The organism is Pseudomonas sp. KT_2_4, from assembly GCF_041410225.1.
In the GTDB taxonomy this organism is placed as follows: domain Bacteria; phylum Pseudomonadota; class Gammaproteobacteria; order Pseudomonadales; family Pseudomonadaceae; genus Aquipseudomonas; species Aquipseudomonas paracarnis.
The window spans coordinates 5,357,647-5,384,359 of sequence record NZ_CP166962.1; the positions used below are offsets into that span (position 1 = coordinate 5,357,647).

A 26,713-nucleotide genomic window follows, 5' to 3' on the forward strand; every position below is an offset into this window, starting at 1 on the left:
AGGTGTCTGCATCGCAGGCAAGCCAGCTCCCACATGACTCCTGTTCACAAAGTTAAGAATTCAAATGGTCAGGCGTGTCAGCTCGACGCCGGGTTCCTGGCTCACGCTCAATTGCTCCACGATCGCCGCTTGCAAACGCAGGCACAGCTGCGGGTCGGACAGTGGCTGGTTGTCGGCGTCGGTGATAAAGAACACGTCTTCCACGCGCTCGCCCAGGGTCGCAATCTTGGCGTTCTGCAACGACAGGTCGAACTCCAGGAAAATCCCGCCGATGCGTGCCAGCAGGCCCGGGCGATCCGGTGCGCTGAGCTCCAGCACCGTCACCGGTCGCTGTGCGTCGTTGGAGATGGTCACCTGGGGCGCAAAGGCAAAGTGCTTGAGCTGGCGCGGCACCCGGCGCTGGATGATGGTGGGGTAGTCGTCGGGGTTGCGCAGGGCTTCGGTAAGACCTTCGCGGATCTTTTTCACCCGCGCCGGGTTATCGCCAATTGAGTCGCCGTCGGTGTCGAGCACGATGTAGGTGTCGAGGGTGAACTGGCTGCTGGAGGTGATGACCCGGGCGTCGTGGATGTTCAGGTTGAGCTGGTCCATGGCCGCCACGGTCACGGCAAAGAAGTCGTGCTGGTCGGGGGCGTAGATGAAGATCTGCGTGCCGCCTTCGAATTCGCGCTGGGTGGTTTCCTTGATCAGGACCAACGGGCCGCCATCGGCGGGTTGCTGCAGGATCGCGTCGCTGTGCCAGGCCACGTCGCCGGCGGTGTGGCGCAGGAAGTAATCGTCACCCAGTTGCGACCAGAGTTGCTCGACGTCGTCCGGGTCGTTACCGCCGCGCACCAGGATATCCAGGGCTGCGCTTTGGGTACGGCGGATCTGCTCTTCGCGGTCCACCGGGTTCTCCAGGCCACGGCGCAGGGCGCGCTTGGTCTCGGTGTATAGCTGGCGCAACAGGCTGGCGCGCCAGGAGTTCCACAGTGTCGGGTTGGTGGCGTTGATGTCGGAGACGGTCAGCACATACAGGTAATCCAGGCGGGTCTCATCGCCGACGATGCCGGCAAAGTCGTGAATCACCTGCGGGTCGGACAAGTCCTTGCGCTGGGCCGTGGTCGACATCACCAGGTGGTTCTGCACCAGCCAGACAATCAGGCGGCTGTCCCACACCGGCAACTGGTGGCGCTGGCAGAAGGCTTCGGCATCGACCGCGCCGATCTCCGAGTGGTCGCCATGCCTGCCCTTGCCGATGTCGTGGTACAAGCCGGCCAGGTAAATCAACTCGGGCTTGGGCAGCTTGGCCATCAGCTTACTGGCCAGCGGGAATTTCTCTGACACCTGGGTGTACTGCAACTTACGCAGGTGCTTGATCAGGTTCAGGGTGTGGGCATCGACGGTATAGATATGGAACAGGTCGTGTTGCATCTGCCCGACGATAAAGCCGAACTCCGGCAGGTAGCGCCCGAGAATGCCGTAGCGGTTCATGCGCCGCAGGTTGCGATGGATGCCGATGCGGCACTTGAACAGCTCGATAAACAGGCTGGTGTTACGGATATCGTTGCGAAAGTCGTCGTCGATCAGGTGACGGTTTTCCCGCAGCAAGCGGATGGTGTCGGCGCGCACGCCTTTGATCTCCGGCTGCTGGGCCATCAACACAAAGATTTCCAGCATGGCGAACGGTGTGCGGCGGAACACGTTGTCGTTACGCGCTTCGATATAGCCGTCATGCAGTTGGAAACGCGCGTTGATCGGCTGCGGCGGCGCTTCATCTTCGGGAGCCAGGATCACTTCTTCGAAGTGCTGGATGATCAAGTCGCTGAGCTGAGCAATGCTCATGACCACCCGGTAGTACTGCTGCATGAAGCTTTCAATGCTGGTCTTCGCATCTTCGCCTTCAAAGCCCAGAAGGGTAGCGATAGAGCGCTGGTGGTCGAAGAGCAGGCGGTCTTCGGAACGACCAGCCAGCATGTGCAGGGCGTAGCGCACCTTCCACAGGAATTCCTGGGACGAGGCCAGCAGAGTGTTTTCGCTCTCCACCAGAAAGCCTTCGCCAGCCAGGGCGCGCAGGTTCAGCGTGCCGTATTGGCGGCGCGCTACCCACAAAATCGTCTGGATATCCCGCAGCCCGCCCGGTGAGCCTTTGACGTTGGGTTCCAGGTTGTATTCGGTGTCGTTGTACTTGTGGTGCCGGGCTTTTTGTTCGGCGCGCTTGGCCAGGAAAAAGTCTTTGCTTGGCCACATGTGTGCGGTGCTGGTGACTTCGAGCATGCGCTGGCGCAGGCGCTCGGGGCCACAGATGGTGCGGCTTTCCATCAGGTTGGTGACCACCGTCAGGTCCGCACGGGCCTCTTCCGCGCATTCGTCCACCGAGCGTACGCTTTGGCCGACTTCCAGGCCGATGTCCCACAGCAACGTCAGAAAGCGCTCGATGGAATCGCGAAAGGTCTCGTGATCGGCCTTGTCCAGCAGGATCAGCAGGTCAATGTCGGAGTAGGGGTGCAGTTCGCCGCGACCGTAGCCGCCGACCGCCACCAGGGCGATATCGGCGTCGAAACTCCAATTGAACTGCTCCCAGGCCTTTTGCAGGATGTTATCGACGAACCAGGCGCGGTCTTCGATCAGGCGGCGAATATCCCGGCCACTGCGAAAGCGCGCATCGAGCACCTCGCGGGCTTGGCGGATGGCCTTCTTGAAGGCGGCGATGGGGCTTGCCTTCAATGCCAGCTCGGCCTGGAACTGGCCACGGTCGAAGAGTTCGGGATCCACCTGGGGCATCGATCGGCTTTCCTTTCTATCTATCAGTCAGTCACAACACGCTGTGGGAAAACCTGGGCAGCCTTCAGGCCGAAACGCGTGGGATGGTGTCGTCGGCGCGCAGGGTGAAGATCTCATAACCGGTGTCGGTGACCAGCAGGGTGTGTTCCCACTGGGCTGAGAGCTTGCGGTCCTTGGTGATGGCGGTCCAGCCGTCGCCCAACACCTTGGTGTCGGCCTTGCCCTGGTTGATCATCGGTTCGATGGTGAAGGTCATGCCGGCCTTGAGTTCCATGCCGGTGCCCGCACGGCCGTAGTGCAGAATCTGCGGCTCTTCGTGGAACACTTTGCCGATACCATGGCCGCAGAATTCGCGCACCACCGAGAAGCCGTTCTTTTCCGCGTGCTTCTGGATCACTTCGCCAATGTCACCCAGGCGGCAGCCGGGTTTGACGATCTCGATGGCCTTGTACATGCATTCCTGGGTGACCTGGGACAGGCGCTCGGCCCACACCGGCACGTTACCGACGTGGAACATGCGGCTGGTATCGCCGTGGTAACCATCCTTGATCACCGTGACGTCGATGTTCAGGGTGTCACCGTCTTTCAGTGGTTTGTCGCCCGGAATGCCGTGGCAGACCACGTGGTTGATCGAGGTGCAGATCGACTTGGGGAAACCTTTGTAATTCAGCGGGGCAGGGATGGCTTTTTGCACGTCGACTATATAGTCGTGGCAGATACGGTCCAGCGCTTCAGTGGTGACGCCGGGCTTGACGTGTTCGGCGATCATTTCCAGCACGTCGGCAGCCAGTTTGCCGGCAACGCGCATGCCTGCGATGTCTTCGGCGGTTTTCAAGGTAACGGTCATACAGGCTCTCTCTAGCGCGACGCGCTGAAATCAATACGGTTCACGGGGGGCGCGACAAAGGGTTACAACATTCGCGCAATTCCCAAAAAACGCGATTCTAACAGACGATGCTGGCAAATCATGCGCGTCTGGTGATCGCTTCTCTCTATGAGGTAGAGGCATGTTGGCTGTATTCAAGGGCTTACGCAAAGGCGGCGACCGGCAAATGTGATTGCGGGTTTCGTTTTTGCCGATGCTGTGGTATAAAATGCGCCGCTTTCCGGGGATACCCCGCAAAGCTTAAATCCACACACGTGTCGACACGATGACCTGGGTGCCGGAGGCCTTGATGCCGTTGGTTGGTCATTGGGATACGTGGAGGCCAAACCCGACTTATTAAGGAACTATCATGTCCCAAGTCAACATGCGCGATATGCTGAAGGCCGGTGTGCACTTCGGTCACCAGACCCGTTACTGGAACCCGAAAATGGGTAAGTACATTTTCGGCGCGCGTAACAAGATTCACATTATCAACCTTGAAAAAACCCTGCCAATGTTCAACGAAGCGCTGACTTTCGTAGAGCGTCTGGCCCAGGGCAAAAACAAGATCCTGTTCGTCGGCACCAAGCGTTCCGCTGGCAAGATCGTTGCTGAAGAAGCAGCACGTTGCGGTTCTCCGTACGTCGATCACCGCTGGTTGGGCGGCATGCTGACCAACTTCAAAACCATCCGTGCTTCCATCAAGCGTCTGCGTGACCTTGAAGTACAAGCCGAAGACGGTACTTTCGCCAAGCTGACCAAGAAAGAAGCGCTGATGCGCTCCCGTGATCTGGAAAAGCTCGATCGTTCCCTGGGTGGTATCAAGGACATGGGCGGTCTGCCTGACGCACTGTTCGTGATCGACGTTGATCACGAGCGCATCGCGATCACCGAAGCCAACAAGCTGGGCATCCCGGTTATCGGCGTAGTCGATACCAACAGCAGCCCGGAAGGCGTTGACTACATCATCCCAGGCAACGATGACGCAATCCGCGCTATCCAGCTGTACATGGGTTCGATGGCTGACGCTGTAATCCGTGGCCGCAACCACGTTGCTGGCGGTACCGAGCAGTTCGTTGAAGAAGCTCCGGTAGCTGCCGCTGAGTAACTGACGCCCTGGCGTTGACTCAGTAAGCAAAAAGGGGGCTTGGCCCCCTTTTTGCCACCTCGAAAACCATTTGTCGGCAGCGCAGCTACATTATTTGTAACGTGCAGCGGCCTACAACGGAGATTCGGGAAGAATTGATCGCCCGTTTGATCGGGTGGAATGGTTGAAAACCTATCCAAGAGGATTTTGAAATGGCAGAGATTACTGCAGCGTTGGTTAAAGAACTGCGTGAGCGTACCGGCGAAGGCATGATGGATTGCAAAAAGGCCTTGACCAAGGCCGGCGGCGACATCGAAAAAGCCATTGATGACATGCGTGCTTCCGGCGCCATCAAGGCTGCCAAGAAAGCAGGCAACGTGGCTGCTGAAGGCGCTATCGCTCTGAAAGAAGACGGCAAATCCGCCGTTCTGCTGGAAGTGAACTCCCAGACCGACTTCCTGGCTCTGCAGGACGACTTCAAAGCATTCGTTGCTGCCAGCGTCGAAAAAGCTTTCGCTGACAAGCTGACCACTGTTGAGCCTCTGATCGAAGCTCAAGAAGCAGCTCGCCTGGTACTGGTCGGCAAGGTTGGCGAAAACGTCAACATCCGTCGCCTGGTTCGCGTTGAAGGTGACGTAGTTGGTGGCTACCTGCACGGCAACAAAATCGGTGTTGCAGTTGTTCTGAAAGGCGGCGACGTTGAGCTGGCCAAAGACATCGCGATGCACGTTGCTGCAAGCAACCCTGAGTTCCTGCTGCCTTCGGAAGTTTCGGCCGAAGCGATCGAGCGTGAAAAAGCTGTGTTCCTGCAGCTGAACGAAGAAAAAATCAAAGGCAAGCCAGAAAACATTGTTGAGAACATGGTCAAGGGCCGTATCAGCAAGTTCCTGGCCGAAGCAAGCCTGGTTGAGCAGGCGTTCGTCAAGAACCCTGAAATCAAGGTTGGCGAACTGGCCAAGAAAGCCGGTGCTGAAATCGTTTCCTTCACTTACTTCAAAGTAGGCGAAGGCATCGAGAAGCCGGTCGACAACTTCGCTGAAGAAGTTGCTGCCCAGCTGGCTGCCGCCAAGCAATAAGACAGTTCCAAACTGTCGCCGAAAGAGGCTGCCCGCTCACGCGCGCAGCCTCTTTTCAAATGGGAAGGCCAATTTTATTTGGTTTCCTCTCGGAACTGGCTTACAAAGCCGTGTTCCGATGGCGCTGTGACAGCGTCCAGCTAGAGTGAACGCAAGCCGTAAACGGCTCGCCAAGAATTTTTAAAAAATACGCCGCAGGAGAGATTCGCAATGGCTCAGCAGGGCAGTGGTTATCAGGCTCGCTATAAACGCATTCTACTCAAGCTCAGCGGCGAGGCCCTGATGGGCTCGGAAGAGTTCGGGATCGATCCCAAGGTGCTTGACCGCATGGCGCTGGAAGTCGGCCAATTGGTCGGTATCGGTGTGCAGGTCGGCCTGGTGATTGGTGGTGGCAACCTGTTCCGCGGTGCGGCACTCAGTGCTGCCGGTATGGACCGGGTTACCGGCGACCACATGGGCATGCTGGCCACTGTGATGAACGCCCTGGCCATGCGCGACGCCCTGGAGCGCGCCAATATCTCGGCCATCGTGATGTCGGCTATTTCCATGGTTGGCGTGACCGATCATTATGATCGCCGCAAAGCCATGCGCCACCTGAACTCCAAGGAAGTGGTGATCTTTGCCGCTGGCACAGGTAACCCGTTCTTCACCACCGACTCGGCCGCATGCCTGCGTGCTATCGAAATCGATGCCGACGTGGTGTTGAAGGCGACCAAGGTGGATGGCGTTTACACTGCAGACCCATTCAAAGACCCGCATGCCGAGAAGTTCGATCATCTGACCTACGATGAAGTACTGGATCGCAAGCTGGGTGTCATGGACCTGACCGCTATCTGCCTGTGCCGCGACCACAAGATGCCGCTGCGCGTATTTAACATGAACAAGCCCGGCGCCCTGCTGAATATCGTACACGGCGGCGCAGAAGGGACTCTGATCGAGGAAGGCCAACAATGATCAACGAAATCAAGAAAGACGCCCAGGCGCGTATGCAGAAATCCCTGGAATCCTTGAGCCATGCCTTTGGCCAGATCCGTACTGGCAAGGCGCACCCAAGCATCCTGGGCAGCGTGATGGTGCCTTACTACGGTTCCGACACCCCGCTGAGCGGTGTAGCCAACGTGACCGTGAAGGATTCGCGCACCCTGCAAGTTGTGGCCTTCGAGCGCAACATGCTCGCGGCTGTCGACAAGGCTATCCAGAGTGCCGGCCTGAACCTCAACCCGACCAACCTGGGCGAGTTGCTGCTGATCTCCATGCCAGCCCTGACCGAAGAAACCCGAAAGGGCTTCACCAAGCAGGCGCGCAGTGCTGCTGAAGATGCGCGCGTTGCCGTGCGTAACATCCGCCGCGATGCGCTGGGCGACCTGAAGAAACTGGTCAAGGATAAGGAAATCAGCGAAGACGAAGAGCGCCGTGCCGTCGCTGATATCGACAAGCTGACCAAGGACGCCGAAGCCCAGATTACCAAGGCGACCGAAGAAAAAGAAAAGGACCTGATGGCCGTATAAGGGGTCAGGACGCCTTCATGGAAAAGACCAAGCAGACTGTGCCCTCCGTGGTGCCGCGCCATGTCGCGATCATCATGGATGGGAATAATCGCTGGGCGAAAAAACGCTTTATGCCGGGTGTTGCCGGGCATAAAGCGGGTGTTGACGCGGTAAGGGCGGTGATTGAAGTGTGCGCCGAGGCCAAGGTCGAAGTGCTGACCTTGTTCGCGTTCTCCAGTGAGAACTGGCAGCGGCCCGCCGATGAGGTCAGTGCCTTGATGGACCTGTTCTTCAAGGCCTTGCGTCGTGAGGCCAAGCGCCTCAATGACAACAACATCAGTCTGCGCATCATTGGTGATCGTTCGCGGTTCCATCCGGAGCTGCAAACGGCCATGCGCGAAGCCGAGGCCATCACTGCCGGCAGTAACCGTTTTGTACTGCAGATCGCAGCCAACTACGGTGGCCAGTGGGATATCGCCCAGGCTGCACAGCGGCTGGCCCGCGAAGTGCAGGCCGGCCATCTGCGCCCGGACGACATCACGCCCGAACTGTTGCAAACCTGCCTGGTGACCGGCGACCTACCGTTGCCGGACTTGTGCATTCGTACCGGTGGCGAGCATCGCATCAGCAATTTCCTGCTGTGGCAGCTGGCCTACACCGAGCTGTACTTCTCCGACCTGTTCTGGCCGGACTTCAAACACGATGCCATGCGTAATGCACTGGCCGATTTCGCTTCCCGTCAGCGTCGTTTCGGTAAAACGAGCGAGCAGATCGAAGCTGGAGCCCGGGTTTAAATGCTTAAACAACGAATCATCACGGCGCTGATCCTGCTGCCGATTGCCTTGTGCGGTTTTTTCCTGCTCGACGGTTCCGGCTTTGCGCTGTTCATCGGCTTGGTCGTGACCCTTGGGGCGTGGGAATGGGCGCGCCTGGCAGGTTTCGTCAACCAGTTGCCGCGTGTGGCCTACGCCGCCGTGGTCGCGCTGTTGTTGTTCTTCATGTACATCCTGCCGGACATCGCGCCCTGGGTGCTGGGAGCAGCAGTGTTGTGGTGGGCGTTGGCGACGTTCCTGGTACTCACCTATCCACGCACCAGTGGCCAATGGTCCAGCGTGGCCTGCAAGCTGGTGATCGGCCTGGCGATCCTGTTGCCGGCCTGGCAAGGGCTGGTGGAAATCAAGCGTTACCCGCTGGGCAACGAATTGATCCTGGCTGTAATGGTGTTGGTATGGGGTGCTGATATTGGTGCCTACTTCTCGGGTAGAGCCTTTGGCAAACGCAAGCTGGCCCCGGCCGTCAGCCCCGGCAAGAGCTGGGAAGGCGTATACGGCGGCCTGGCCTTGACGCTGCTGATCACCCTGGTGGTCGGTGTGGTGCGTGAATGGTCGGTAAAAGAAGTGCTTCTGGCCTTGCTGGGGACGGCTATTGTCGTCTTCATCTCGGTGGTGGGCGACCTTACCGAGAGCATGTTCAAACGCCAGGCGGGCATCAAGGACAGCAGTAACCTGCTGCCAGGCCATGGCGGTGTGCTTGACCGTATCGACAGCCTCACCGCTGCGCTGCCTATTTTTGCCGTGCTGTTGTGGATGATCGCTTCGTGAGCCGCCTGCAGCAGGTTACGGTGCTGGGCGCGACCGGCTCGGTCGGGCTCAGTACCCTTGACGTCATAGCGCGTCACCCCGATCGCTATCAAGTTTTCGCCCTGACCGGCTTCACGCGTTTGCGCGAGTTGCTGGCCTTGTGCGTGCGTCACTCGCCGCGCTTTGCCGTGGTGCCTGAGGCGGCTGCGGCTCGTAATCTGCAGGAGGATCTGCGGGCTGCCGGGCTGGCTACTCAGGTATTGGTCGGCGAGGCAGGGTTGTGCCAGGTCTCGGCCGATGCGGACGTGGATACCGTCGTGGCGGCGATTGTCGGTGCAGCCGGTTTGCGCCCGACCTTGGCGGCAGTCGATGCTGGCAAGAAAATCCTGCTGGCCAACAAAGAAGCCTTGGTCATGTCCGGCGCACTCTTTATGCAAGCGGTGCGTAAGAGCGGCGCGGTGCTGCTGCCTCTGGACAGCGAGCACAACGCCATCTTCCAGTGCATGCCCGGTGATTTTGCCCGCGGCTTGAGCCAGGTCGGCGTGCGCCGGATTTTGCTGACGGCATCGGGTGGCCCATTCCGCCAGACTCCGTCGGCCGAGCTGGACCATGTGTCTCCCGATCAGGCATGCGCTCACCCGAACTGGTCCATGGGGCGCAAAATCTCCGTGGATTCGGCGAGCATGATGAACAAGGGCCTGGAGTTGATCGAGGCATGCTGGCTGTTCGATGCGCGGCCTGACCAGGTTGAGGTGGTCATTCACCCACAAAGTGTGATCCATTCCCTGGTCGATTACGTGGATGGCTCGGTGTTGGCGCAGTTGGGTAACCCGGACATGCGCACACCGATCGCCAACGCCTTGGCGTGGCCTGAGCGGATTGATTCCGGCGTAGCACCGTTGGACCTGTTTGCAATTGCGCGCCTGGACTTCGAAGCTCCAGACGAGCAGCGTTTCCCTTGTTTGCGCCTGGCGCGGCAAGCGGCCGAGGCGGGTAACAGTGCCCCGGCGATGCTTAACGCGGCCAACGAAGTGGCCGTGGCGGCGTTTCTTGAACGGCGCATCCGCTTTCCGCAGATCGCGAGTATCATCGAGGACGTCCTGGCGCGTGAGCCGGTAGTGGCAGTGAATGACCTGGAGGCGGTGTTCGAGGCTGACACCAAGGCCCGAGCCCTGGCTGGGCAATGGTTGGATCGCAATGCGGGTTAGGCCGCGGGCAGGTTTGAGTCTTCAGGCATTGGATTGAAATGCGGAGAAATTAGATGAGTGCGCTCTACATGATTGTCGGCACCCTGGTTGCTCTGGGTGTGTTGGTGACCTTCCACGAATTCGGCCACTTCTGGGTGGCGCGTCGTTGCGGCGTCAAGGTATTGCGCTTTTCCGTCGGTTTCGGCATGCCGTTGTTGCGCTGGCATGATCGCCGCGGCACTGAGTTTGTCATTGCTGCTATCCCGTTGGGCGGCTACGTCAAGATGCTCGATGAGCGCGAAGGCGAAGTGCCTGCAGACCAACTGGACCAATCCTTCAATCGCAAGACCGTTCGTCAGCGTATCGCGATTGTCGCGGCGGGGCCGATTGCCAACTTCCTGTTGGCGATGGTGTTCTTCTGGGTTTTGGCCATGCTGGGCAGCCAGCAGGTGCGCCCGGTCATTGGCGCGGTCGAAGCCGACAGCATCGCGGCCAAGGCGGGCCTGACGGCAGGGCAGGAAATTGTATCGATTGATGGCGAACCCACCACAGGGTGGGGCGCGGTCAATTTGCAGTTGGTGCGTCGCCTGGGTGAAAGCGGCACCGTCAATGTGGTGGTGCGTGACCAGGACTCCAGCGCCGAAACCCCGCGGGCATTGGCGCTGGACCATTGGCTCAAGGGCGCCGATGAGCCCGATCCGATCAAATCCCTGGGGATCCGCCCTTGGCGTCCGGCCTTGCCGCCGGTGCTGGCCGAACTCGATCCAAAGGGGCCGGCCCAGGCTGCTGGCCTGAAAACCGGTGATCGCCTGTTGGCCCTTGATGGTCAGGCGCTGGGTGACTGGCAGCAGGTGGTCGACCTGGTGCGTGTGCGCCCTGATACCAAAATTGTGCTGAAGGTTGAGCGCGAGGGTGCTCAAATCGACGTCCCCGTGACCTTGTCGGTGCGAGGGGAAGCCAAGGCGGCCGGCGGATACCTGGGTGCCGGGGTCAAAGGTGTCGAATGGCCGCCATCGATGGTGCGAGAGGTCAGTTTCGGGCCTTTGGCCGCGATTGGCGAGGGTGCGAAACGCACCTGGACCATGAGCGTGCTGACCCTCGAATCCCTCAAGAAAATGTTGTTCGGTGAGCTCTCGGTAAAAAACTTGAGTGGACCGATAACCATTGCTAAAGTGGCGGGCGCTTCTGCCCAGTCGGGTGTCGCGGATTTCCTGAATTTCCTGGCTTATCTGAGTATTAGCCTTGGGGTTCTGAATTTGCTGCCCATTCCAGTATTGGATGGGGGGCATCTGCTGTTTTATCTGGTCGAGTGGGTGCGTGGTCGCCCCTTGTCGGATCGGGTGCAGGGTTGGGGGATACAGATTGGTATCAGTTTGGTGGTCGGGGTGATGTTGTTAGCCCTGGTCAACGATCTGGGACGTCTGTAACGCTTCGCTGAATTGCGAATCTGCCGCATTTTGCGGCAGTTTGTTTATTGCCAGTTGGAATAAGAAAGGACTTCATGAAACGTCTGCTGCTAACTGCGGTTCTCACCGTATTGATGATCGCCGAAGTTCACGCCGAGTCCTTCACCATCTCCGATATTCGCGTCAACGGCCTCCAGCGGGTTTCCGCGGGTAGCGTCTTTGGTGCCTTGCCGTTGAACGTCGGGGAACAGGCGGATGATCGTCGCCTGGTGGAATCCACTCGTGCGCTGTTCAAAACCGGGTTCTTTCAAGATATCCAACTGGGTCGCGAAGGTAACGTCCTGGTCATCACGGTCGTCGAGCGACCTTCCGTCGCGAGTATCGCGATCGAAGGTAACAAGGCCATCTCCACTGAAGACCTGATGAAGGGCCTGAAGCAATCGGGCCTGGCCGAGGGCGAGATCTTCCAGCGCGCAACCCTTGAGGGCGTGCGTAACGAGTTGCAACGCCAGTACGTAGCCCAGGGCCGCTACTCCGCGACCGTGGAAACCGAAGTGATCCCCCAGCCTCGTAACCGTGTGGGCCTGAAGGTCAACATCAACGAAGGCACCGTGGCCGCCATCCAGCACATCAACGTCGTGGGCAACACCAAGTTCCCTGATGAAGACCTGGTCGACCTGTTCGAACTCAAGACCACCAACTGGTTGTCGTTCTTCAAGAACGATGACAAGTACGCCCGTGAAAAACTCTCCGGTGACCTGGAACGCCTGCGCTCCTACTACCTGGACCGTGGCTACATCAACATGGACATCGCTTCGACCCAGGTGTCCATCACCCCGGACAAGAAGCACGTCTACATTACCGTCAACGTCAACGAAGGTGAGAAGTACAAGGTTCGTGACGTCAAGCTCAGCGGTGACCTGAAAGTGCCTGAAGACCAGGTCAAGTCCCTGTTGCTGGTGCAGAAGGACCAGGTGTTCTCGCGCAAGCTGATGACCACTACCTCTGAGCTGATCACCCGCCGCCTGGGTAACGAAGGCTATACCTTCGCCAACGTCAACGGCGTGCCGACCCCGAATGATGAAGACCACACCGTGGACATCACCTTCGTCGTCGATCCGGGCAAGCGTGCCTACGTCAACCGCATCAACTTCCGAGGCAACACCAAGTCTGCGGACGAAGTGCTGCGTCGTGAAATGCGTCAGATGGAAGGTGGCTGGGCTTCGACCTACCTGATCGACCAATCCAAGACCCGTCTTGAGCGCCTGGGCTTCTTCAAGGAAGTCAACGTCGAAACCCCGGCCGTACCGGGTGTGGATGACCAGGTTGACGTGAACTACGCCGTTGAAGAACAAGCCTCGGGTTCGATCACTGCCAGTGTCGGTTTCGCCCAGAGCGCCGGTTTGATCCTGGGTGGTTCCATCACGCAGAACAACTTCCTGGGTACCGGTAACCGTGTGTCCATCGGCCTGACCCGCAGCGAATACCAGAGCCGATACAACTTCGGCTACACCGACCCCTACTGGACTGCAGACGGCGTGAGCCTGGGCTACAACGCCTTCTACCGCACCACCGACTACAAAGACCTCGATGTTGACGTTGCAAGCTATGCGATCGACAGCCTGGGTGCTGGTGTCAACGTGGGTTACCCGATCAGCGAAACCTCGCGCCTGACCTTTGGCCTTACCGCCCAGCAGGATGAGATCAAGACCGGTGTGTACACCGTGGACGAAATCTTCGACTTCACCCGTCGTGAAGGCGACAAGTTCCTGAACTTCAAGGCGTCTGCCGGTTGGTCCGAGTCGACCCTGAACAAAGGCGTACTGGCAACCCGCGGCCACTCCCAGAGCCTGACTGCGGAAGTCACCACGCCGGGCAGCGACCTGTCGTTCTTCAAGCTCGACTACCGCGGCCAGTTGTTCCAGCCGTTGAGCGATAACTACACCATGCGCCTGCACACAGAGCTGGGCTATGGCGACGGTTATGGTTCGACCGATGGCTTGCCGTTCTATGAAAACTACTATGCAGGTGGTTTCAATTCGGTACGTGGTTTCAAGGACAGCACCTTGGGTCCGCGTGGTACGCCAAGCCGCGGTGTTGACCGGACTGGTAACCAGGGCACTGTCGCTGACTCGGACAACGACCCGCTGCCATTCGGTGGTAACGTGTTGATCCAGGGTGGTGCGGAGATTCTGTTCCCGCTGCCGTTCGTCAAGGACCAGCGTTCCCTGCGTACTTCGGTCTTCTGGGACGTGGGTAACGTGTTCGACTCCAAGTGCGAACAGATCAAGAACCCAAGTGGCTTGAAGTCCAACACTCAGTGCAACGACGTAAGCCTCAGCAACCTGGCGAGCTCCGTGGGCGTGGGTGTGACCTGGGTGACTGCGCTGGGCCCGTTGAGCTTTGCTCTGGCCATGCCGATCAAGAAACCGGATAACGCTGAAACCCAGATTTTCCAATTCTCCCTCGGCCAGACGTTCTAAGCGTCTGACCTAAGATAACGACAACGGATTCTGTAGGAGTACATCGTGCGTAAGTTGACTCAATTGGTCTTGCTGGCCACTGTGCTGGTCACCACCCCGGCCTTCGCCGAAATGAAAATCGCGGTCCTGAACTATCAGATGGCCCTGCTGGAGTCCGATGCGGCCAAGCGATATGCCGTGGATGCCGAGAAGAAATTCGGTCCGCAACTGACCAAACTCAAGACGCTGGAAAGCAGCGCCAAGGGTATCCAGGACCGCCTGGTAGCCGGTGGCGACAAGATGCAGCAAGGCGAGCGCGAGCGTCTGGAGCTTGAATTCAAGCAAAAGGCCCGTGACTACCAGTTCCAATCCAAGGAGCTGAACGAAGCCAAGGCTGTGGCCGACCGCGAAATGCTCAAGCAGCTCAAGCCTAAATTGGACAGCGCTGTGGAAGAAGTCATCAAGAAGGGTGCCTTTGACCTGGTGTTCGAGCGTGGCGCCGTGATCGACGTCAAGCCTCAATACGACATCACCCGCCAGGTGATCGAGCGCATGAACCAGCTGAAGTAAACCATGACAGCGACTATCAAGCTCGGCGAGTTGGCCGAGTTCCTGGGGGCCACCTTACGTGGCTCCAAGGAGAAAGAAATCACTGGGCTAGCCACCTTGCAGGAGGCTGGCCCAGCTCAGTTGAGCTTCCTCGCAAATCCTCAATACCGTAAATACCTGGTCGACTGCCAGGCCGCAGCCGTGTTGCTGAAGGCCGCTGACGCCGAAGGGTTTACCGGGGATGCGCTGGTGGTGGCCGACCCGTACCTGTCGTACGCCAAGGCGTCGCACCTGTTCGATCCCAAGCCGAAGGCGGCTGGCGGTATTCACCCGTCTGCCGTGATCGCCGAGGATGCCCAGGTTGACCCTGCCGCCAGCATCGGTGCGTTTGCCGTGATCGAGAGCGGGGCGCGTATTGGTGCTGGTGTCACCGTGGGTGCCCACTGCTTTATCGGTGCACGCTGTGAAATTGGTGCCGATGGTTGGCTAGCCCCCCGCGTGACTCTCTACCACGATGTGCGTATTGGTCAACGTGTGGTCATACAGTCCGGTGCTGTTATCGGCGGCGAAGGCTTTGGCTTTGCCAACTCCAAAGGTGTCTGGCACAAGATTGCCCAGGTCGGTGGCGTACTGATCGGCGACGATGTGGAGATCGGTGTGAACACTGCTGTGGATCGCGGAGCCTTGGCCGATACCGTGATCGGTAACGGTGTGAAGCTCGATAACCAGATCCAGATCGCTCACAACGTACAGATTGGCGATCACACCGCCATGGCCGCCTGCGTGGGTATTTCCGGCAGCACCAAGATCGGCAAGCATTGCATGCTCGCCGGTGGCGTGGGGCTGGTGGGGCATATCGACATTTGCGACAACGTCTTCATCACCGGCATGACCATGGTGACCCACTCGATCACAGAGCCAGGGGCCTATTCATCCGGTACCGCGATGCAACCTGCGGCCGAATGGCGCAAGAGTGCCGCGCGTTTGAGGAAGATCGACGACATGGCACGACGTATCAAACAGCTTGAAAAGCGTGTCGGGGACGTGACCCCTGGCGGTAATGCTTCATCAGAAGGCTGATACCATTTCCATATCAAGTGTGCGCGGCCGCTAGACGGCCTCCTTGATTTGCTAGCGGGGCGTGCGCCTGGTGCGCCCGCCCCCAATCTTTATTACAGGCTTCCCCCCGAAATGATGGACATCAACGAGATTCGCGAATACCTGCCTCACCGTTACCCGTTCCTGCTGGTGGACCGCGTAGTGGACCTCAACGTCGAGGAAAAGCGCATTCGTGCCTACAAGAATGTCAGCATCAACGAACCATTCTTCAATGGTCACTTTCCTGCGCATCCAATCATGCCAGGTGTGTTGATCATCGAAGCCATGGCCCAGGCTGCCGGTATCCTTGGTTTCAAAATGCTCGACCTCAAGCCTGCCGACGGCACGCTTTACTATTTCGTGGGTTCCGACAAACTGCGTTTTCGCAACCCGGTCACCCCGGGTGACCAGTTGATCCTGGAAGCCAAGTTCATCAGTTGCAAACGCCAGATCTGGAAGTTTGAATGCCAGGCCTCGGTAGATGGCAAGCCGGTGTGCTCTGCCGAGATCATCTGTGCGGAACGCAAACTATGAGTTTGATTGACCCTCGCGCAATCATCGATCCGTCGGCCGTACTGGCCGCCGACGTTGAGGTCGGCCCTTGGTCGATCGTCGGCGCAGGTGTGGAAATCGGCGAGGGGACTGTCATCGGGCCGCACGTGATCCTCAAGGGTCCCACCCGAATTGGCAAACACAATCGTATCTACCAGTTTTCCTCGGTAGGCGAAGACACCCCGGACATGAAGTACAAGGGTGAAGAAACACGCCTGGTCATCGGTGACCACAACATCATTCGTGAAGGCGTCACCATTCACCGCGGCACCGTGCAGGATCGCGCCGAAACCACCTTGGGTGATCACAATCTGGTCATGGCCTATGCGCACATCGGCCATGACAGCGTGATCGGCAACCATTGTATTCTGGTCAACAACACTGCGTTGGCAGGCCATGTGCACGTTGATGACTGGGCGATCCTCTCCGGTTTTACCCTGGTGCATCAATACTGCCACATCGGCGCCCACAGCTTTTCCGGCATGGGCACCGCCATCGGCAAGGATGTCCCGGCGTTCGTGACGGTGTTCGGCAACCCTGCCGAAGCCCGTAGCATGAACTTCGAGGGCATGCGTCGTCGCGGTTTCAGCGAAGACGCCATCCACGCCCTGCGCCGTGCCTACAAGACGGTTTACCGCCAAGGGTTGACCGTGGAACAGGCCTTGGCCGAGTTGGCCGAGCCTGCCACGCAGTTCTCGGAAGTCGCGGTGTTCCGTGACTCCATCCAGACCTCGACTCGCGGCATCACTCGCTGATCATGGCCACTCTGCGTATTGCGCTCGTGGCCGGTGAAGCTTCCGGCGATATCCTGGGTGCCGGCTTGATGCGGGCGCTCAAGGCCCAGCATCCGGCGGTGGAATTTATCGGGGTCGGTGGCCCATTGATGCAGGCCGAAGGCCTGACCTCCTACTTCCCCATGGAGCGCCTGTCGGTCATGGGGCTGGTGGAAGTCTTGGGGCGCCTGCGTGAGCTGCTGGCTCGCCGCAAGCTGTTGATCAAGACACTGATCGAAGAACAGCCTGACGTCTTTATCGGCATCGATGCGCCGGATTTCACGCTCAATATCGAACTCAAGTTGCGCCAGGCCGGGATCAAGACCGTGCACTACGTCAGCCCATCCGTGTGGGCGTGGCGCCAGAAGCGTGTGTTGAAAATCCGCGAAGGCTGCGACCTGATGCTGACCTTGCTGCCATTCGAAGCCCGGTTCTACGAAGAGAAGGGCGTGCCGGTGCGGTTTGTCGGCCACACCCTGGCTGACGCCATTCCCTTGCAAGCTGATCGTGCGGCTGCGCGTGCCGAGCTGGGCTTGCGCGATGGCCCCTTGGTTGCGTTGATGCCAGGGAGCCGTGGCGGCGAGGTAGGACGTTTGGGAGCGCTGTTTTTTGATGCCGCCGAACGTCTCCAGGCGCAAAAGCCGGGGATCCGCTTTGTACTGCCCTGTGCCAGCCCACAACGCCGTGCCCAGATCGAAACCCTGCTGGAAGGTCGCAGCCTGCCGTTGACGCTGCTCGATGGCCAGTCCCACCTGGCCCTGGCAGCCTGCGATGCGGTGTTGATCGCCTCGGGCACCGCCACGCTTGAGGCCTTGCTGTACAAGCGGCCGATGGTCGTGGCCTATCGCCTGGCGCCACTGACCTTCTGGATTCTCAAGCGCATGGTCAAGAGCCCTTACATTTCCTTGCCCAACCTGTTGGCCCAGCGCCTGCTGGTGCCGGAGTTGTTGCAGGACGATGCAACGCCCGACGCGCTTGCGCAAACCCTACTACCCTTGATCGACGGCGGCGAAGAGCAGACCCGTGGTTTCGACGATATTCACCGCACGTTACGCCGTGACGCCTCGAACCAGGCGGCCGACGCCGTGTTGACCTTGATCGGCCATAAACAGGAAGCCTTATGACCATGCAAATGGGCCTGGATTTCAGCCTCGTTGCCCAGGCCCACGAACTGGTGGCGGGTGTTGACGAAGTCGGGCGCGGTCCGCTCTGTGGCGCAGTGGTTACGGCGGCGGTGATCCTTGATCCGAACCGCCCGATCCTGGGGCTCAACGATTCGAAGAAGCTCACCGAAGCCCGTCGCGAAAAACTCTATGACGAAATCTGTGAAAAAGCCCTGAGCTGGCATATCGCCCGGGCTGAAGTCGAAGAAATCGACGAGCTGAATATCCTGCACGCCACCATGCTGGCGATGCAGCGTGCTGTGGAAGGGCTGCACATCACCCCGAAAATGGCGATGATCGACGGTAACCGCTGCCCTAAACTGACAATGCCGTCCGAAGCGGTGGTCAAGGGCGATAGCAAGGTTCCGGCCATTGCGGCTGCCTCGATCCTGGCCAAGGTCAGCCGCGACCGTGAAATGGCCGCGTTCGAATTGATCTATCCCGGCTACGGCATTGGTGGCCATAAAGGCTACCCGACCCCCGTTCATCTGGAAGCTCTGGCTCGGCTCGGCCCCACCCCGATCCATCGCCGCTCGTTTGCCCCGGTGCGCCAGGCTTATGAGGCCCGTGAAAGTCTGATCGAGGTTTAGCAGCAAGGCTGATGTTTTTACCCAGGCCCGGTACAATCCGGGCCTTGTTGTTTTCATGTATCAAGACAGGATCACTATGCCGGCTTCATTCGTTCATCTACGCCTGCACACTGAGTACTCCCTGGTCGACGGCCTGGTACGGATCAAACCGCTGGTCAAAACCCTGGTGGGCATGAACATGCCTGCGGTCGCGGTTACCGACCAGAACAACATGTGTTCCCTGGTCAAGTTCTACAAGAACGCCATGGGCGCCGGCATCAAGCCGATCTGCGGCGCCGACCTCTGGCTGTCCAACAAAGACCCGGATAACCCCCTGAGCCGCATCAGCCTGCTGGCGATGAACGGCGTGGGTTATCGCAACCTCACCGAACTGATCTCCCGTGGCTTTATCGATGGCCAGCGTAACGGCTCGATCATCATCGAGCGCGAGTGGGTGGCCGAAGCCAGCGAAGGCCTGATCATGCTCTCGGCGGCCAAAGAGGGCGAAATCGGTATCGCGCTGCTGGGCGGCAACCCTCAGGAAGCCGAAGTGCTGGCGCGTGAGTGGATGCAGGTGTTCCCAGGCCGGTTCTACCTGGAAGTCCAGCGCACCAACCGTCCCAACGATGAAGAGCATCTGCACGCTGCCGTCGCCCTGGCCGATAAGCTGGGTGCGCCGCTGGTGGCGACCAACGATGTGCGCTTCATCAAGAAAGAAGACTTCGAAGCCCACGAAACCCGCGTGTGCATCGGTGAAGGCCGGGCCCTGGATGACCCGCGCCGCTCGAAGAACTACAGCGAAGAGCAGTACCTCAAAAGCGCCGAGGAAATGGCGGAGCTGTTCAGCGACTTGCCCGAGGCCCTGGAAAACTCCGTCGAGATCGCCAAGCGCTGCAACATCGAAGTAAAGCTGGGCAAGCACTTTTTGCCCAACTTCCCGATTCCCGATGGCATGACCATCGACGAATACTTTCGCAAAGTGTCGTTCGATGGCCTGGAGGAACGCCTCAGCGTCCTGCTGCCCAAGGACACCACCGAGGACTACGAAGCCAAGCGCCAGGTGTATGTCGATCGGTTGAATTTCGAGCTGGATATCATCATCCAGATGGGGTTCCCCGGCTACTTCCTGATCGTAATGGACTTTATCCAGTGGGCGAAAAACAACGGCGTGCCGGTAGGTCCGGGCCGGGGGTCAGGTGCTGGCTCGCTGGTGGCCTACGTACAGAAGATCACCGACCTTGACCCGCTTGAATATGACCTGCTGTTCGAACGGTTCCTGAACCCGGAACGGGTATCCATGCCCGACTTCGACGTCGACTTCTGCATGGATGGTCGTGACCGCGTGATTGAATACGTGGCCGAGAAATACGGCCGCAACGCAGTAAGTCAGATCATCACCTTCGGTTCCATGGCCGCCAAAGCGGTAATTCGCGACGTGGCGCGGGTGCAGGGCAAGTCCTACGGTTTGGCCGACCGCCTGTCGAAGATGATCCCGTTCGAAGTCGGCATGACCCTGGAAAAAGCCTACGAGCAGGAAGAAATCCTGCGCGACTTCATCAAGGTCGATGAAGAAGCCGCCGAAATCTGGGACATGGCGCGCAAGCTCGAAGGCGTGGTGCGTAACGTCGGTAAACACGCTGGTGGCGTGGTTATTGCGCCGACCAAGCTCACCGACTTTTCGCCGATCTATTGCGATGAAGAAGGCGACGGCCTGGTCACCCAGTTCGACAAGGACGACGTGGAGGCCGCCGGCCTGGTGAAGTTCGACTTCCTCGGCCTGCGGACCCTGACGATCATCGACTGGGCACTCAAGACCATCAACCGCGACCGTGCCAAGGTCGGCGAAGAACCGCTGGATATCGCGTTTATCCCGCTGGACGACAAACCGACCTATAGCCTGCTGCAAAAAGCCGAAACCACGGCGGTGTTCCAGCTTGAATCCCGGGGCATGAAGGAGCTGATCAAAAAGCTCAAGCCCGACTGCCTGGAAGACTTGATCGCACTGGTGGCCCTGTTCCGTCCGGGCCCGCTGCAATCGGGCATGGTGGATGACTTCATCAACCGTAAACACGGCCGCGCCGAGCTGGCTTACCCGCACTCCGACTACCAGTACGAGGGCCTCAAGCCCGTACTGGCGCCGACCTACGGCATCATCCTGTACCAGGAACAGGTGATGCAGATCGCCCAGGTGATGGCCGGCTACACCCTCGGCGGTGCGGACATGCTGCGTCGCGCCATGGGTAAGAAAAAGCCCGAGGAAATGGCCAAGCAGCGCGGCGGTTTCATTGAAGGTTGCGCCACCAACAACATCGATGCCGACCTGGCCGGTAACATCTTCGACCTGGTAGAAAAATTCGCCGGTTATGGCTTCAACAAATCCCACTCCGCCGCCTATGGCCTGGTGTCGTACCAGACCGCCTGGTTGAAAGCCCACTACCCGGCACCGTTCATGGCGGCGGTACTCTCGGCGGATATGCACAACACCGACAAGGTCGTGACCTTGATCGAGGAAGTGCGCACCATGAAGCTGCGCCTCGACGCGCCGGACGTGAACGCTTCGGAGTTCAAGTTCACGGTGAACGACGAAGGCCGCATCATCTATGGCCTCGGCGCGATCAAAGGCGTGGGCGAAGGTCCGGTGGAGGCCATTACCGAAGCGCGTCAGGACGGGCCGTTCAAGGACCTGTTCGATTTCTGCGCGCGGGTGGATCTCAAGCGCATCAACAAACGTACCCTCGATGGCCTGATCCGCAGCGGCGCACTCGACCGTCTTGGCCCGTATTTTCATGATGAGCCCAAGGCTTACCAGGCCAATATCGATCGTAACCGGGCGGTGCTGCTGACCGCCATGGAAGAGGCGATCAAGGCCGCCGAGCAGACCGCTCGTACCCATGACAGCGGCCACGCCGACCTGTTTGGCGGGCTGTTCGTCGAAGAGGATGCGGATGTCTACGCGAATCACCGCAAGGCCAAGGAGCTGACTCTGAAGGAACGCCTCAAGGGTGAAAAAGACACCTTGGGCCTGTACCTCACCGGTCACCCGATTGACGAGTACGAAGGCGAAATCCGCCGTTTTGCCCGTCAGCGCATCATCGACCTCAAACCGGCGCGGGATACCCAGACCGTCGCCGGTATGATCATCGCCCTGCGGGTGATGAAAAATAAGAAGGGCGACAAGATGGGCTTCATCACCCTCGATGACCGCTCGGGCCGCATCGAAGCGTCATTGTTTGCCGACGCGTTTCACTCCGCCCAATCGCTGTTGCAGACCGACGCCATGGTGGTGGTGGAAGGGGAGGTCAGCAATGATGACTTCTCCGGTGGCCTGCGCCTGCGCATCAAGCGCGTGATGAGCATGGAAGACGCCCGCACCAACCTGGCCGAAAGCCTGCGCCTGAAGGTCAAAACCGAAGCGCTTAAAGGCGATCAGCTACGCTGGTTGGGTGACCTGCTAAAACGCCATCGTGGCGCATGCCCGGTGACCATGGAGTACACCGGCAGCGATGCCAAGGCCATGTTGCAGTTTGGTGAGACGTGGCGAATTGATCCCGCTGATGGCTTGATTCAAGCTTTGCGTGACCAGTTCGGGCGAGACAACGTCTTCCTCCAATACCGTTGACGGTCAGATAGATCTGATCTCGACTAAACATTTAATCTCGACCTAAACGCGCCTCTCCCTTAAGGTAGGGCGCGAATAGACAACCGGCTGGCCAGGCACCCCTTGGCCGTCGACCCAAGACGGACGCTTATGAACCCGAATTTTCTTGATTTCGAACAGCCGATCGCTGACCTGCAAGCCAAGATCGAAGAGCTGCGCCTGGTCGGCAATGACAATTCGCTGAACATCGGTGATGAAATCGCTCGCCTGCAAGACAAGAGCAGCACGCTCACCGAAGACATCTTCGGCAAGCTGACCAGCTGGCAGATCGCGCGCCTGGCTCGCCACCCGCGCCGTCCCTACACCCTGGACTACATCGAACACATCTTCACCGAGTTCGACGAGTTGCACGGCGACCGTCACTTCTCCGACGACGCGGCCATTGTGGGCGGTATCGCTCGCCTGGACGATCAGCCGGTTATGGTGATCGGTCATCAGAAAGGCCGTGAAGTGCGCGAGAAAGTACGCCGCAACTTCGGCATGCCGCGCCCGGAAGGCTATCGCAAGGCGTGCCGCCTGATGGAAATGGCCGAGCGCTTCAAGATGCCTATCCTGACCTTCATCGACACGCCGGGTGCCTACCCGGGTATCGACGCCGAAGAGCGCAACCAGAGCGAAGCGATTGCCTGGAACCTGCGCGTCATGGCGCGCCTGAAAACCCCGATCATCGCCACTGTGATTGGTGAAGGTGGTTCCGGCGGTGCCCTGGCCATTGGTGTCTGCGACCAACTGAACATGTTGCAGTACTCGACCTACGCGGTGATCTCGCCGGAAGGTTGTGCCTCGATCCTGTGGAAAACCGCCGAAAAGGCGCCGGACGCTGCCGAAGCCATGGGCATCACCGCCGATCGCCTCAAAGGCCTGGGTATCGTGGACAAGGTCATCGCCGAGCCACTGGGCGGCGCCCACCGTGACCCGGCTGCCGCCGCTGCGACCATCCGTGCCGAGTTGGGTTCGCAACTGGCGATGCTCAAGAAGCTGGATAACGAAGCGCTGCTGGCTCGTCGTTATGAGCGCCTGATGAGCTACGGCCTCTAAGCCGACGCTGTACCCAATGTAGTAGCCGGCTTGTGTGGGAGCTGGCTTGCCTGCGATAGCATCACCTTGGTATCACTGATACACCGAGGTGCCTGCATCGCGGGCAAGCCCGGCTCCCACATTTGCTTTGTGTATGCTGACGAACGTATTCAAGCTTTGCGGCGGTGACGTGTGATGAAACCAACCCTGCCGGCCACACTCCTGCACACCCTGGCCCCCTGGCGCAACGCCCCGGCCTGGCATATCGCGTTCTCCGGCGGTCTCGACTCCACCGTCCTGCTGCACCTCCTGGTCTCACTGGCCAACATCGAAAATCTGCCTCCTGTCAGCGCCGTCCATGTCCACCATGGCCTGCAAGCTGCTGCCGAGGCGTGGCCTGCTCATTGCCAATCGGTCTGCGACAGCCTGGGCGTACCCTTGCGCGTCATGCGCGTGCAGGTCAGTCCCGGTGCGAGCCTTGAACGCGCGGCCCGCGAGGCGCGCTACCAAGCGTTCATGCAAGTCATGGAGGCAGGGGAGGTGCTTTTCACTGGCCAGCATCGCGACGATCAAGCCGAAACCCTGCTGTTTCGCCTGCTGCGTGGCGCCGGTGTGCGAGGGTTGGCGGCTATGCCTGAGCATCGCCCGTTGGCCCAAGGCCGCTTGGTGCGGCCGTTGCTGGCGTGCACCCGTAGCGAGCTGGAAGCCTACGCCCATCAGCATCAGTTGCAGTGGATCGACGACCCCTCCAACGTTGATTCCCGGTTTTCCCGCAATTACTTGCGTCACCGTGTACTCCCTGCCGTGACGGAGCGCTGGCCCCAGGCGATCACCCACTTGGCTCGCACGGCTGAACACATGGCTGAGGCGCAAGGGCTGCTCGACGAATTGGCGATGATGGACCTGCAGCGCGCCGATCAGCCTTCTGCGTTTCCCTGGTTGCCTCTGCCGTCTCTGGCGCTTGAACCATTGCGTGAATTATCCGATGCCCGCCAGCGTAACGCCCTGCGGCATTGGCTCGCGCCACTGACCCGTTTACCCGACAGCGATCACTGGGCCGGTTGGCATGCCCTGCGCGATGCCAAGGGGGACGCACAGCCTCTGTGGCGCCTGGCCGACGGCCAAATGCAGCGTAGCGGTGAACGCATCTGGTGGTTGCCCTCCACATGGTCGGAGTTTTCCGACGCATCGGTGAGCTGGCCCGATCCGCAAAATCCACTAGAGTTATCGGGTAATGGCCAACTGAGATTTATCGGCAAGGCCCCCGAAGGCCCGCTGCAGGTGCGTTATCGCCAGGGTGGCGAAATCATCGACGTACCGGGCCGAGGCCGGCGCGATCTCAAGCGTCTGCTGAATGAAAGCGGCATGCCGGGCTTCGTCCGTGGCAGATTGCCGCTGGTCTATCGGGGCGAGCAATTGCTGGCTGTGCCAAGCGTTGCGGGGGCATGGGCCCGGTCGATGGGTGAGGTGCAATTGGATTGGTTGCCACAGACCTGCGATCAAGGTTTGAGCTGATAGCGCCTTTCCGGTAGACTACGCTCCCTTCTTGATACAACTTCTGTGGATTCGCCTGAATCGCAGTCGTTGCCGATTACCAAGCAGTCTTTGCTGGGCGATTCCAAAAAATGTGTAGCGATCAACGTACCGGTGTTTCATTGCTGGTCTGTCACAACGCGGCGGTTTTTTTGAAAGGTGCACTGTGATTAATGCAGGTGATCGGGGGCTTCGGCCTTCCTTCGCTTTCCCCGGCGGCTCGGACCGCTTTAACGCAGACTTCTAGGGTTTTTCATGACGCGCTACATATTCGTCACGGGCGGTGTTGTTTCTTCATTGGGGAAAGGCATTGCCTCCGCTTCATTGGCGGCCATCCTGGAGGCGCGGGGACTTAAGGTCACCATGCTCAAGCTGGACCCGTACATCAACGTCGACCCGGGCACCATGAGCCCGTTCCAGCACGGTGAAGTGTTCGTCACCCACGACGGCGCCGAGACCGACCTGGACCTGGGCCACTACGAGCGGTTCATCCGCACGACCATGACCCAGAACAACAACTTCACCACCGGCCGTGTCTACGAGCACGTGTTGCGCAAAGAGCGCCGTGGTGACTACCTGGGTGCAACCATCCAGGTGATCCCGCACATCACCGACGAAATCAAGCGCCGCATCATCAAGGGTGCAGGCGATGCCGACGTGGCCATGGTCGAGATCGGTGGCACCGTGGGTGACATCGAGTCCCAACCGTTCCTCGAGGCCATCCGCCAGTTGCGTTTCGAAGTCGGCGCCAAGCGCGCGATGCTGATGCACCTGACATTGGTGCCGTACATCGCCACTGCCGGCGAAACCAAAACCAAGCCTACCCAGCATTCGGTCAAGGAACTGCGTTCCATCGGCCTGCAGCCGGATGTGCTGGTATGCCGCTCCGATCACCCGATCGACATTTCCTCGCGTCGCAAGATTGCGCAGTTCACCAACGTTGAAGAGCGTGCGGTGATTGCCCTGGAAGACGCCGACACCATCTACAAGATCCCGGGCATCCTGCATTCCCAGGGGCTGGATGATTTTGTGGTCGAGCGTTTCGGCTTGCAGTGCGGCGGTGCAGACCTGTCCGAGTGGGAAGCGGTTGTCGACGCCAAGCTCAACCCAGAGCATGAAGTCACCATCGCCATGGTCGGCAAATACATGGAACTGCTGGACGCGTACAAGTCGCTGATCGAAGCCATGAGCCACGCCGGTATCAGCAACCGTACCAAGGTCAACCTGCGCTACATCGACTCCGAAGACATCGAGAACCAGGGCACCGCGCTGCTCGAAGGTGTTGACGCGATCCTCGTTCCCGGCGGTTTCGGCCTGCGTGGTGTGGAAGGCAAGATCACTGCCGTGCAGTACGCCCGTGAAAACAAGGTGCCGTACCTGGGTATCTGCCTGGGCATGCAAGTGGCCGTTATCGAGTTCGCTCGTAACGTGCTGGGCTGGAAAGACGCCAACTCCACCGAGTTCGATCACAGCAGCGGCCATCCGGTCGTGGGTCTGATCACCGAGTGGGAAGACGCCACTGGCGCCGTTGAAACCCGTACCGAAACGTCCGACCTGGGCGGCACCATGCGCCTGGGTGCACAGGATTGCCTGCTGGAAGCTGGCTCGCTGGTACACGACTGCTACGGCAAGGACGTGATCGTCGAGCGTCACCGCCACCGCTATGAAGTGAACAATAACCTGCTGCCGCAGATCAAAGAAGCTGGCCTGAAAATCTCCGGCCGCTCCGGTGATGGCAAGCTGGTTGAAGTGGTCGAGGCACCGGATCATCCGTGGTTCGTGGCGTGTCAGTTCCACCCGGAGTTCACCTCGACGCCGCGCGACGGTCACCCGTTGTTCAGTGGTTTCGTCAAAGCAGCACTGACGCAACATCAGAAGAAGGCGTAAA

The 26,713-nt window shown here is 59.3% G+C and carries 21 protein-coding genes; 19 read left to right on the forward strand and 2 right to left on the reverse strand.

What is annotated here, in order from left to right:
* Nucleotides 1-60: 60 nt before the first annotated feature.
* On the reverse strand, nucleotides 61-2,763 hold the full coding sequence (locus AB9N64_RS24630; protein WP_014717230.1) for a [protein-PII] uridylyltransferase: 2,703 nt from the start codon (nucleotides 2,761-2,763) through the stop codon (nucleotides 61-63).
* A gap of 64 nt (nucleotides 2,764-2,827) precedes the next feature.
* A complete protein-coding gene (map, locus tag AB9N64_RS24635) occupies nucleotides 2,828-3,610 on the reverse strand; it encodes a type I methionyl aminopeptidase (RefSeq protein WP_003189156.1) in 783 nt (260 codons plus the stop codon).
* Nucleotides 3,611-3,998: 388 nt separating this feature from the next.
* Here map and rpsB point away from each other — a divergent pair, with 388 nt between their 5' ends.
* The 19 genes from rpsB (at nucleotide 3,999) to AB9N64_RS24730 (ending at nucleotide 26,712) form a co-directional block, all read left to right on the forward strand.
* Complete coding sequence (rpsB, locus tag AB9N64_RS24640) at nucleotides 3,999-4,736, forward strand: 30S ribosomal protein S2 (RefSeq protein WP_003189158.1); 738 nt, start codon at nucleotides 3,999-4,001, stop codon at nucleotides 4,734-4,736.
* A 191-nt stretch (nucleotides 4,737-4,927) separates the two neighbouring features.
* Nucleotides 4,928-5,791, forward strand: coding sequence for a translation elongation factor Ts (gene tsf, locus AB9N64_RS24645; protein ID WP_005785711.1), 864 nt, complete (start codon nucleotides 4,928-4,930; stop codon nucleotides 5,789-5,791).
* A gap of 210 nt (nucleotides 5,792-6,001) precedes the next feature.
* Nucleotides 6,002-6,745, forward strand: a complete 744-nt coding sequence (pyrH, locus tag AB9N64_RS24650; protein ID WP_003189161.1) for a UMP kinase — start codon at nucleotides 6,002-6,004, stop codon at nucleotides 6,743-6,745.
* Nucleotides 6,742-7,299: a ribosome recycling factor gene (gene frr / locus AB9N64_RS24655; protein WP_003189163.1), complete on the forward strand. Its 558-nt coding sequence runs from the start codon at nucleotides 6,742-6,744 to the stop codon at nucleotides 7,297-7,299. Before pyrH ends, frr begins: the two co-directional genes overlap by 4 nt.
* Nucleotides 7,300-7,316: 17 nt before the next feature.
* Nucleotides 7,317-8,072 (forward strand): polyprenyl diphosphate synthase, encoded by a 756-nt coding sequence (gene uppS, locus AB9N64_RS24660; protein ID WP_003189167.1) that lies wholly within the window; start codon nucleotides 7,317-7,319, stop codon nucleotides 8,070-8,072.
* Nucleotides 8,073-8,879, forward strand: a complete 807-nt coding sequence (locus AB9N64_RS24665) for a phosphatidate cytidylyltransferase (RefSeq protein ID WP_020300964.1) — start codon at nucleotides 8,073-8,075, stop codon at nucleotides 8,877-8,879.
* Entirely contained in the window at nucleotides 8,876-10,066 is a 1,191-nt protein-coding gene (gene ispC / locus AB9N64_RS24670) for a 1-deoxy-D-xylulose-5-phosphate reductoisomerase (protein ID WP_019817859.1), read from the forward strand. Before AB9N64_RS24665 ends, ispC begins: the two co-directional genes overlap by 4 nt.
* A 53-nt stretch (nucleotides 10,067-10,119) precedes the next feature.
* Complete coding sequence (gene rseP, locus AB9N64_RS24675) at nucleotides 10,120-11,472, forward strand: sigma E protease regulator RseP (RefSeq protein WP_014717233.1); 1,353 nt, start codon at nucleotides 10,120-10,122, stop codon at nucleotides 11,470-11,472.
* 74 nt (nucleotides 11,473-11,546) lie between these two features.
* The gene (gene bamA, locus AB9N64_RS24680; protein ID WP_014717234.1) at nucleotides 11,547-13,934 is read left to right on the forward strand and encodes an outer membrane protein assembly factor BamA; all 2,388 of its coding nucleotides are present in this window, start codon (nucleotides 11,547-11,549) and stop codon (nucleotides 13,932-13,934) included.
* A gap of 45 nt (nucleotides 13,935-13,979) precedes the next feature.
* Nucleotides 13,980-14,483: an OmpH family outer membrane protein gene (locus tag AB9N64_RS24685; protein ID WP_003189173.1), complete on the forward strand. Its 504-nt coding sequence runs from the start codon at nucleotides 13,980-13,982 to the stop codon at nucleotides 14,481-14,483.
* Between the two features lie 3 nt (nucleotides 14,484-14,486).
* Nucleotides 14,487-15,542, forward strand: coding sequence for a UDP-3-O-(3-hydroxymyristoyl)glucosamine N-acyltransferase (lpxD, locus tag AB9N64_RS24690; protein WP_014717235.1), 1,056 nt, complete (start codon nucleotides 14,487-14,489; stop codon nucleotides 15,540-15,542).
* A 111-nt stretch (nucleotides 15,543-15,653) separates the two neighbouring features.
* Nucleotides 15,654-16,094, forward strand: a complete 441-nt coding sequence (gene fabZ, locus AB9N64_RS24695; protein WP_003172281.1) for a 3-hydroxyacyl-ACP dehydratase FabZ — start codon at nucleotides 15,654-15,656, stop codon at nucleotides 16,092-16,094.
* The gene (lpxA, locus tag AB9N64_RS24700; RefSeq protein WP_014717236.1) at nucleotides 16,091-16,867 is read left to right on the forward strand and encodes an acyl-ACP--UDP-N-acetylglucosamine O-acyltransferase; all 777 of its coding nucleotides are present in this window, start codon (nucleotides 16,091-16,093) and stop codon (nucleotides 16,865-16,867) included. The genes fabZ and lpxA overlap by 4 nt, the downstream gene beginning before the upstream one ends.
* 2 nt (nucleotides 16,868-16,869) lie before the next feature.
* Nucleotides 16,870-18,009 (forward strand): lipid-A-disaccharide synthase, encoded by a 1,140-nt coding sequence (lpxB, locus tag AB9N64_RS24705; RefSeq protein WP_060767064.1) that lies wholly within the window; start codon nucleotides 16,870-16,872, stop codon nucleotides 18,007-18,009.
* 2 nt (nucleotides 18,010-18,011) lie between these two features.
* Nucleotides 18,012-18,638, forward strand: coding sequence for a ribonuclease HII (rnhB, locus tag AB9N64_RS24710; protein WP_161793220.1), 627 nt, complete (start codon nucleotides 18,012-18,014; stop codon nucleotides 18,636-18,638).
* A gap of 76 nt (nucleotides 18,639-18,714) precedes the next feature.
* Nucleotides 18,715-22,236, forward strand: a complete 3,522-nt coding sequence (gene dnaE, locus AB9N64_RS24715) for a DNA polymerase III subunit alpha (protein ID WP_003189180.1) — start codon at nucleotides 18,715-18,717, stop codon at nucleotides 22,234-22,236.
* A 129-nt stretch (nucleotides 22,237-22,365) separates the two neighbouring features.
* Nucleotides 22,366-23,313 carry an acetyl-CoA carboxylase carboxyltransferase subunit alpha gene (locus AB9N64_RS24720; RefSeq protein ID WP_003189182.1) on the forward strand — a complete coding sequence of 316 codons (948 nt, stop codon included), beginning with the start codon at nucleotides 22,366-22,368 and terminating at the stop codon, nucleotides 23,311-23,313.
* Between the two features lie 174 nt (nucleotides 23,314-23,487).
* Entirely contained in the window at nucleotides 23,488-24,807 is a 1,320-nt protein-coding gene (tilS, locus tag AB9N64_RS24725) for a tRNA lysidine(34) synthetase TilS (RefSeq protein ID WP_371359739.1), read from the forward strand.
* 273 nt (nucleotides 24,808-25,080) lie between these two features.
* Complete coding sequence (locus AB9N64_RS24730; protein ID WP_003189189.1) at nucleotides 25,081-26,712, forward strand: CTP synthase; 1,632 nt, start codon at nucleotides 25,081-25,083, stop codon at nucleotides 26,710-26,712.
* Nucleotide 26,713: the final 1 nt, after the last annotated feature.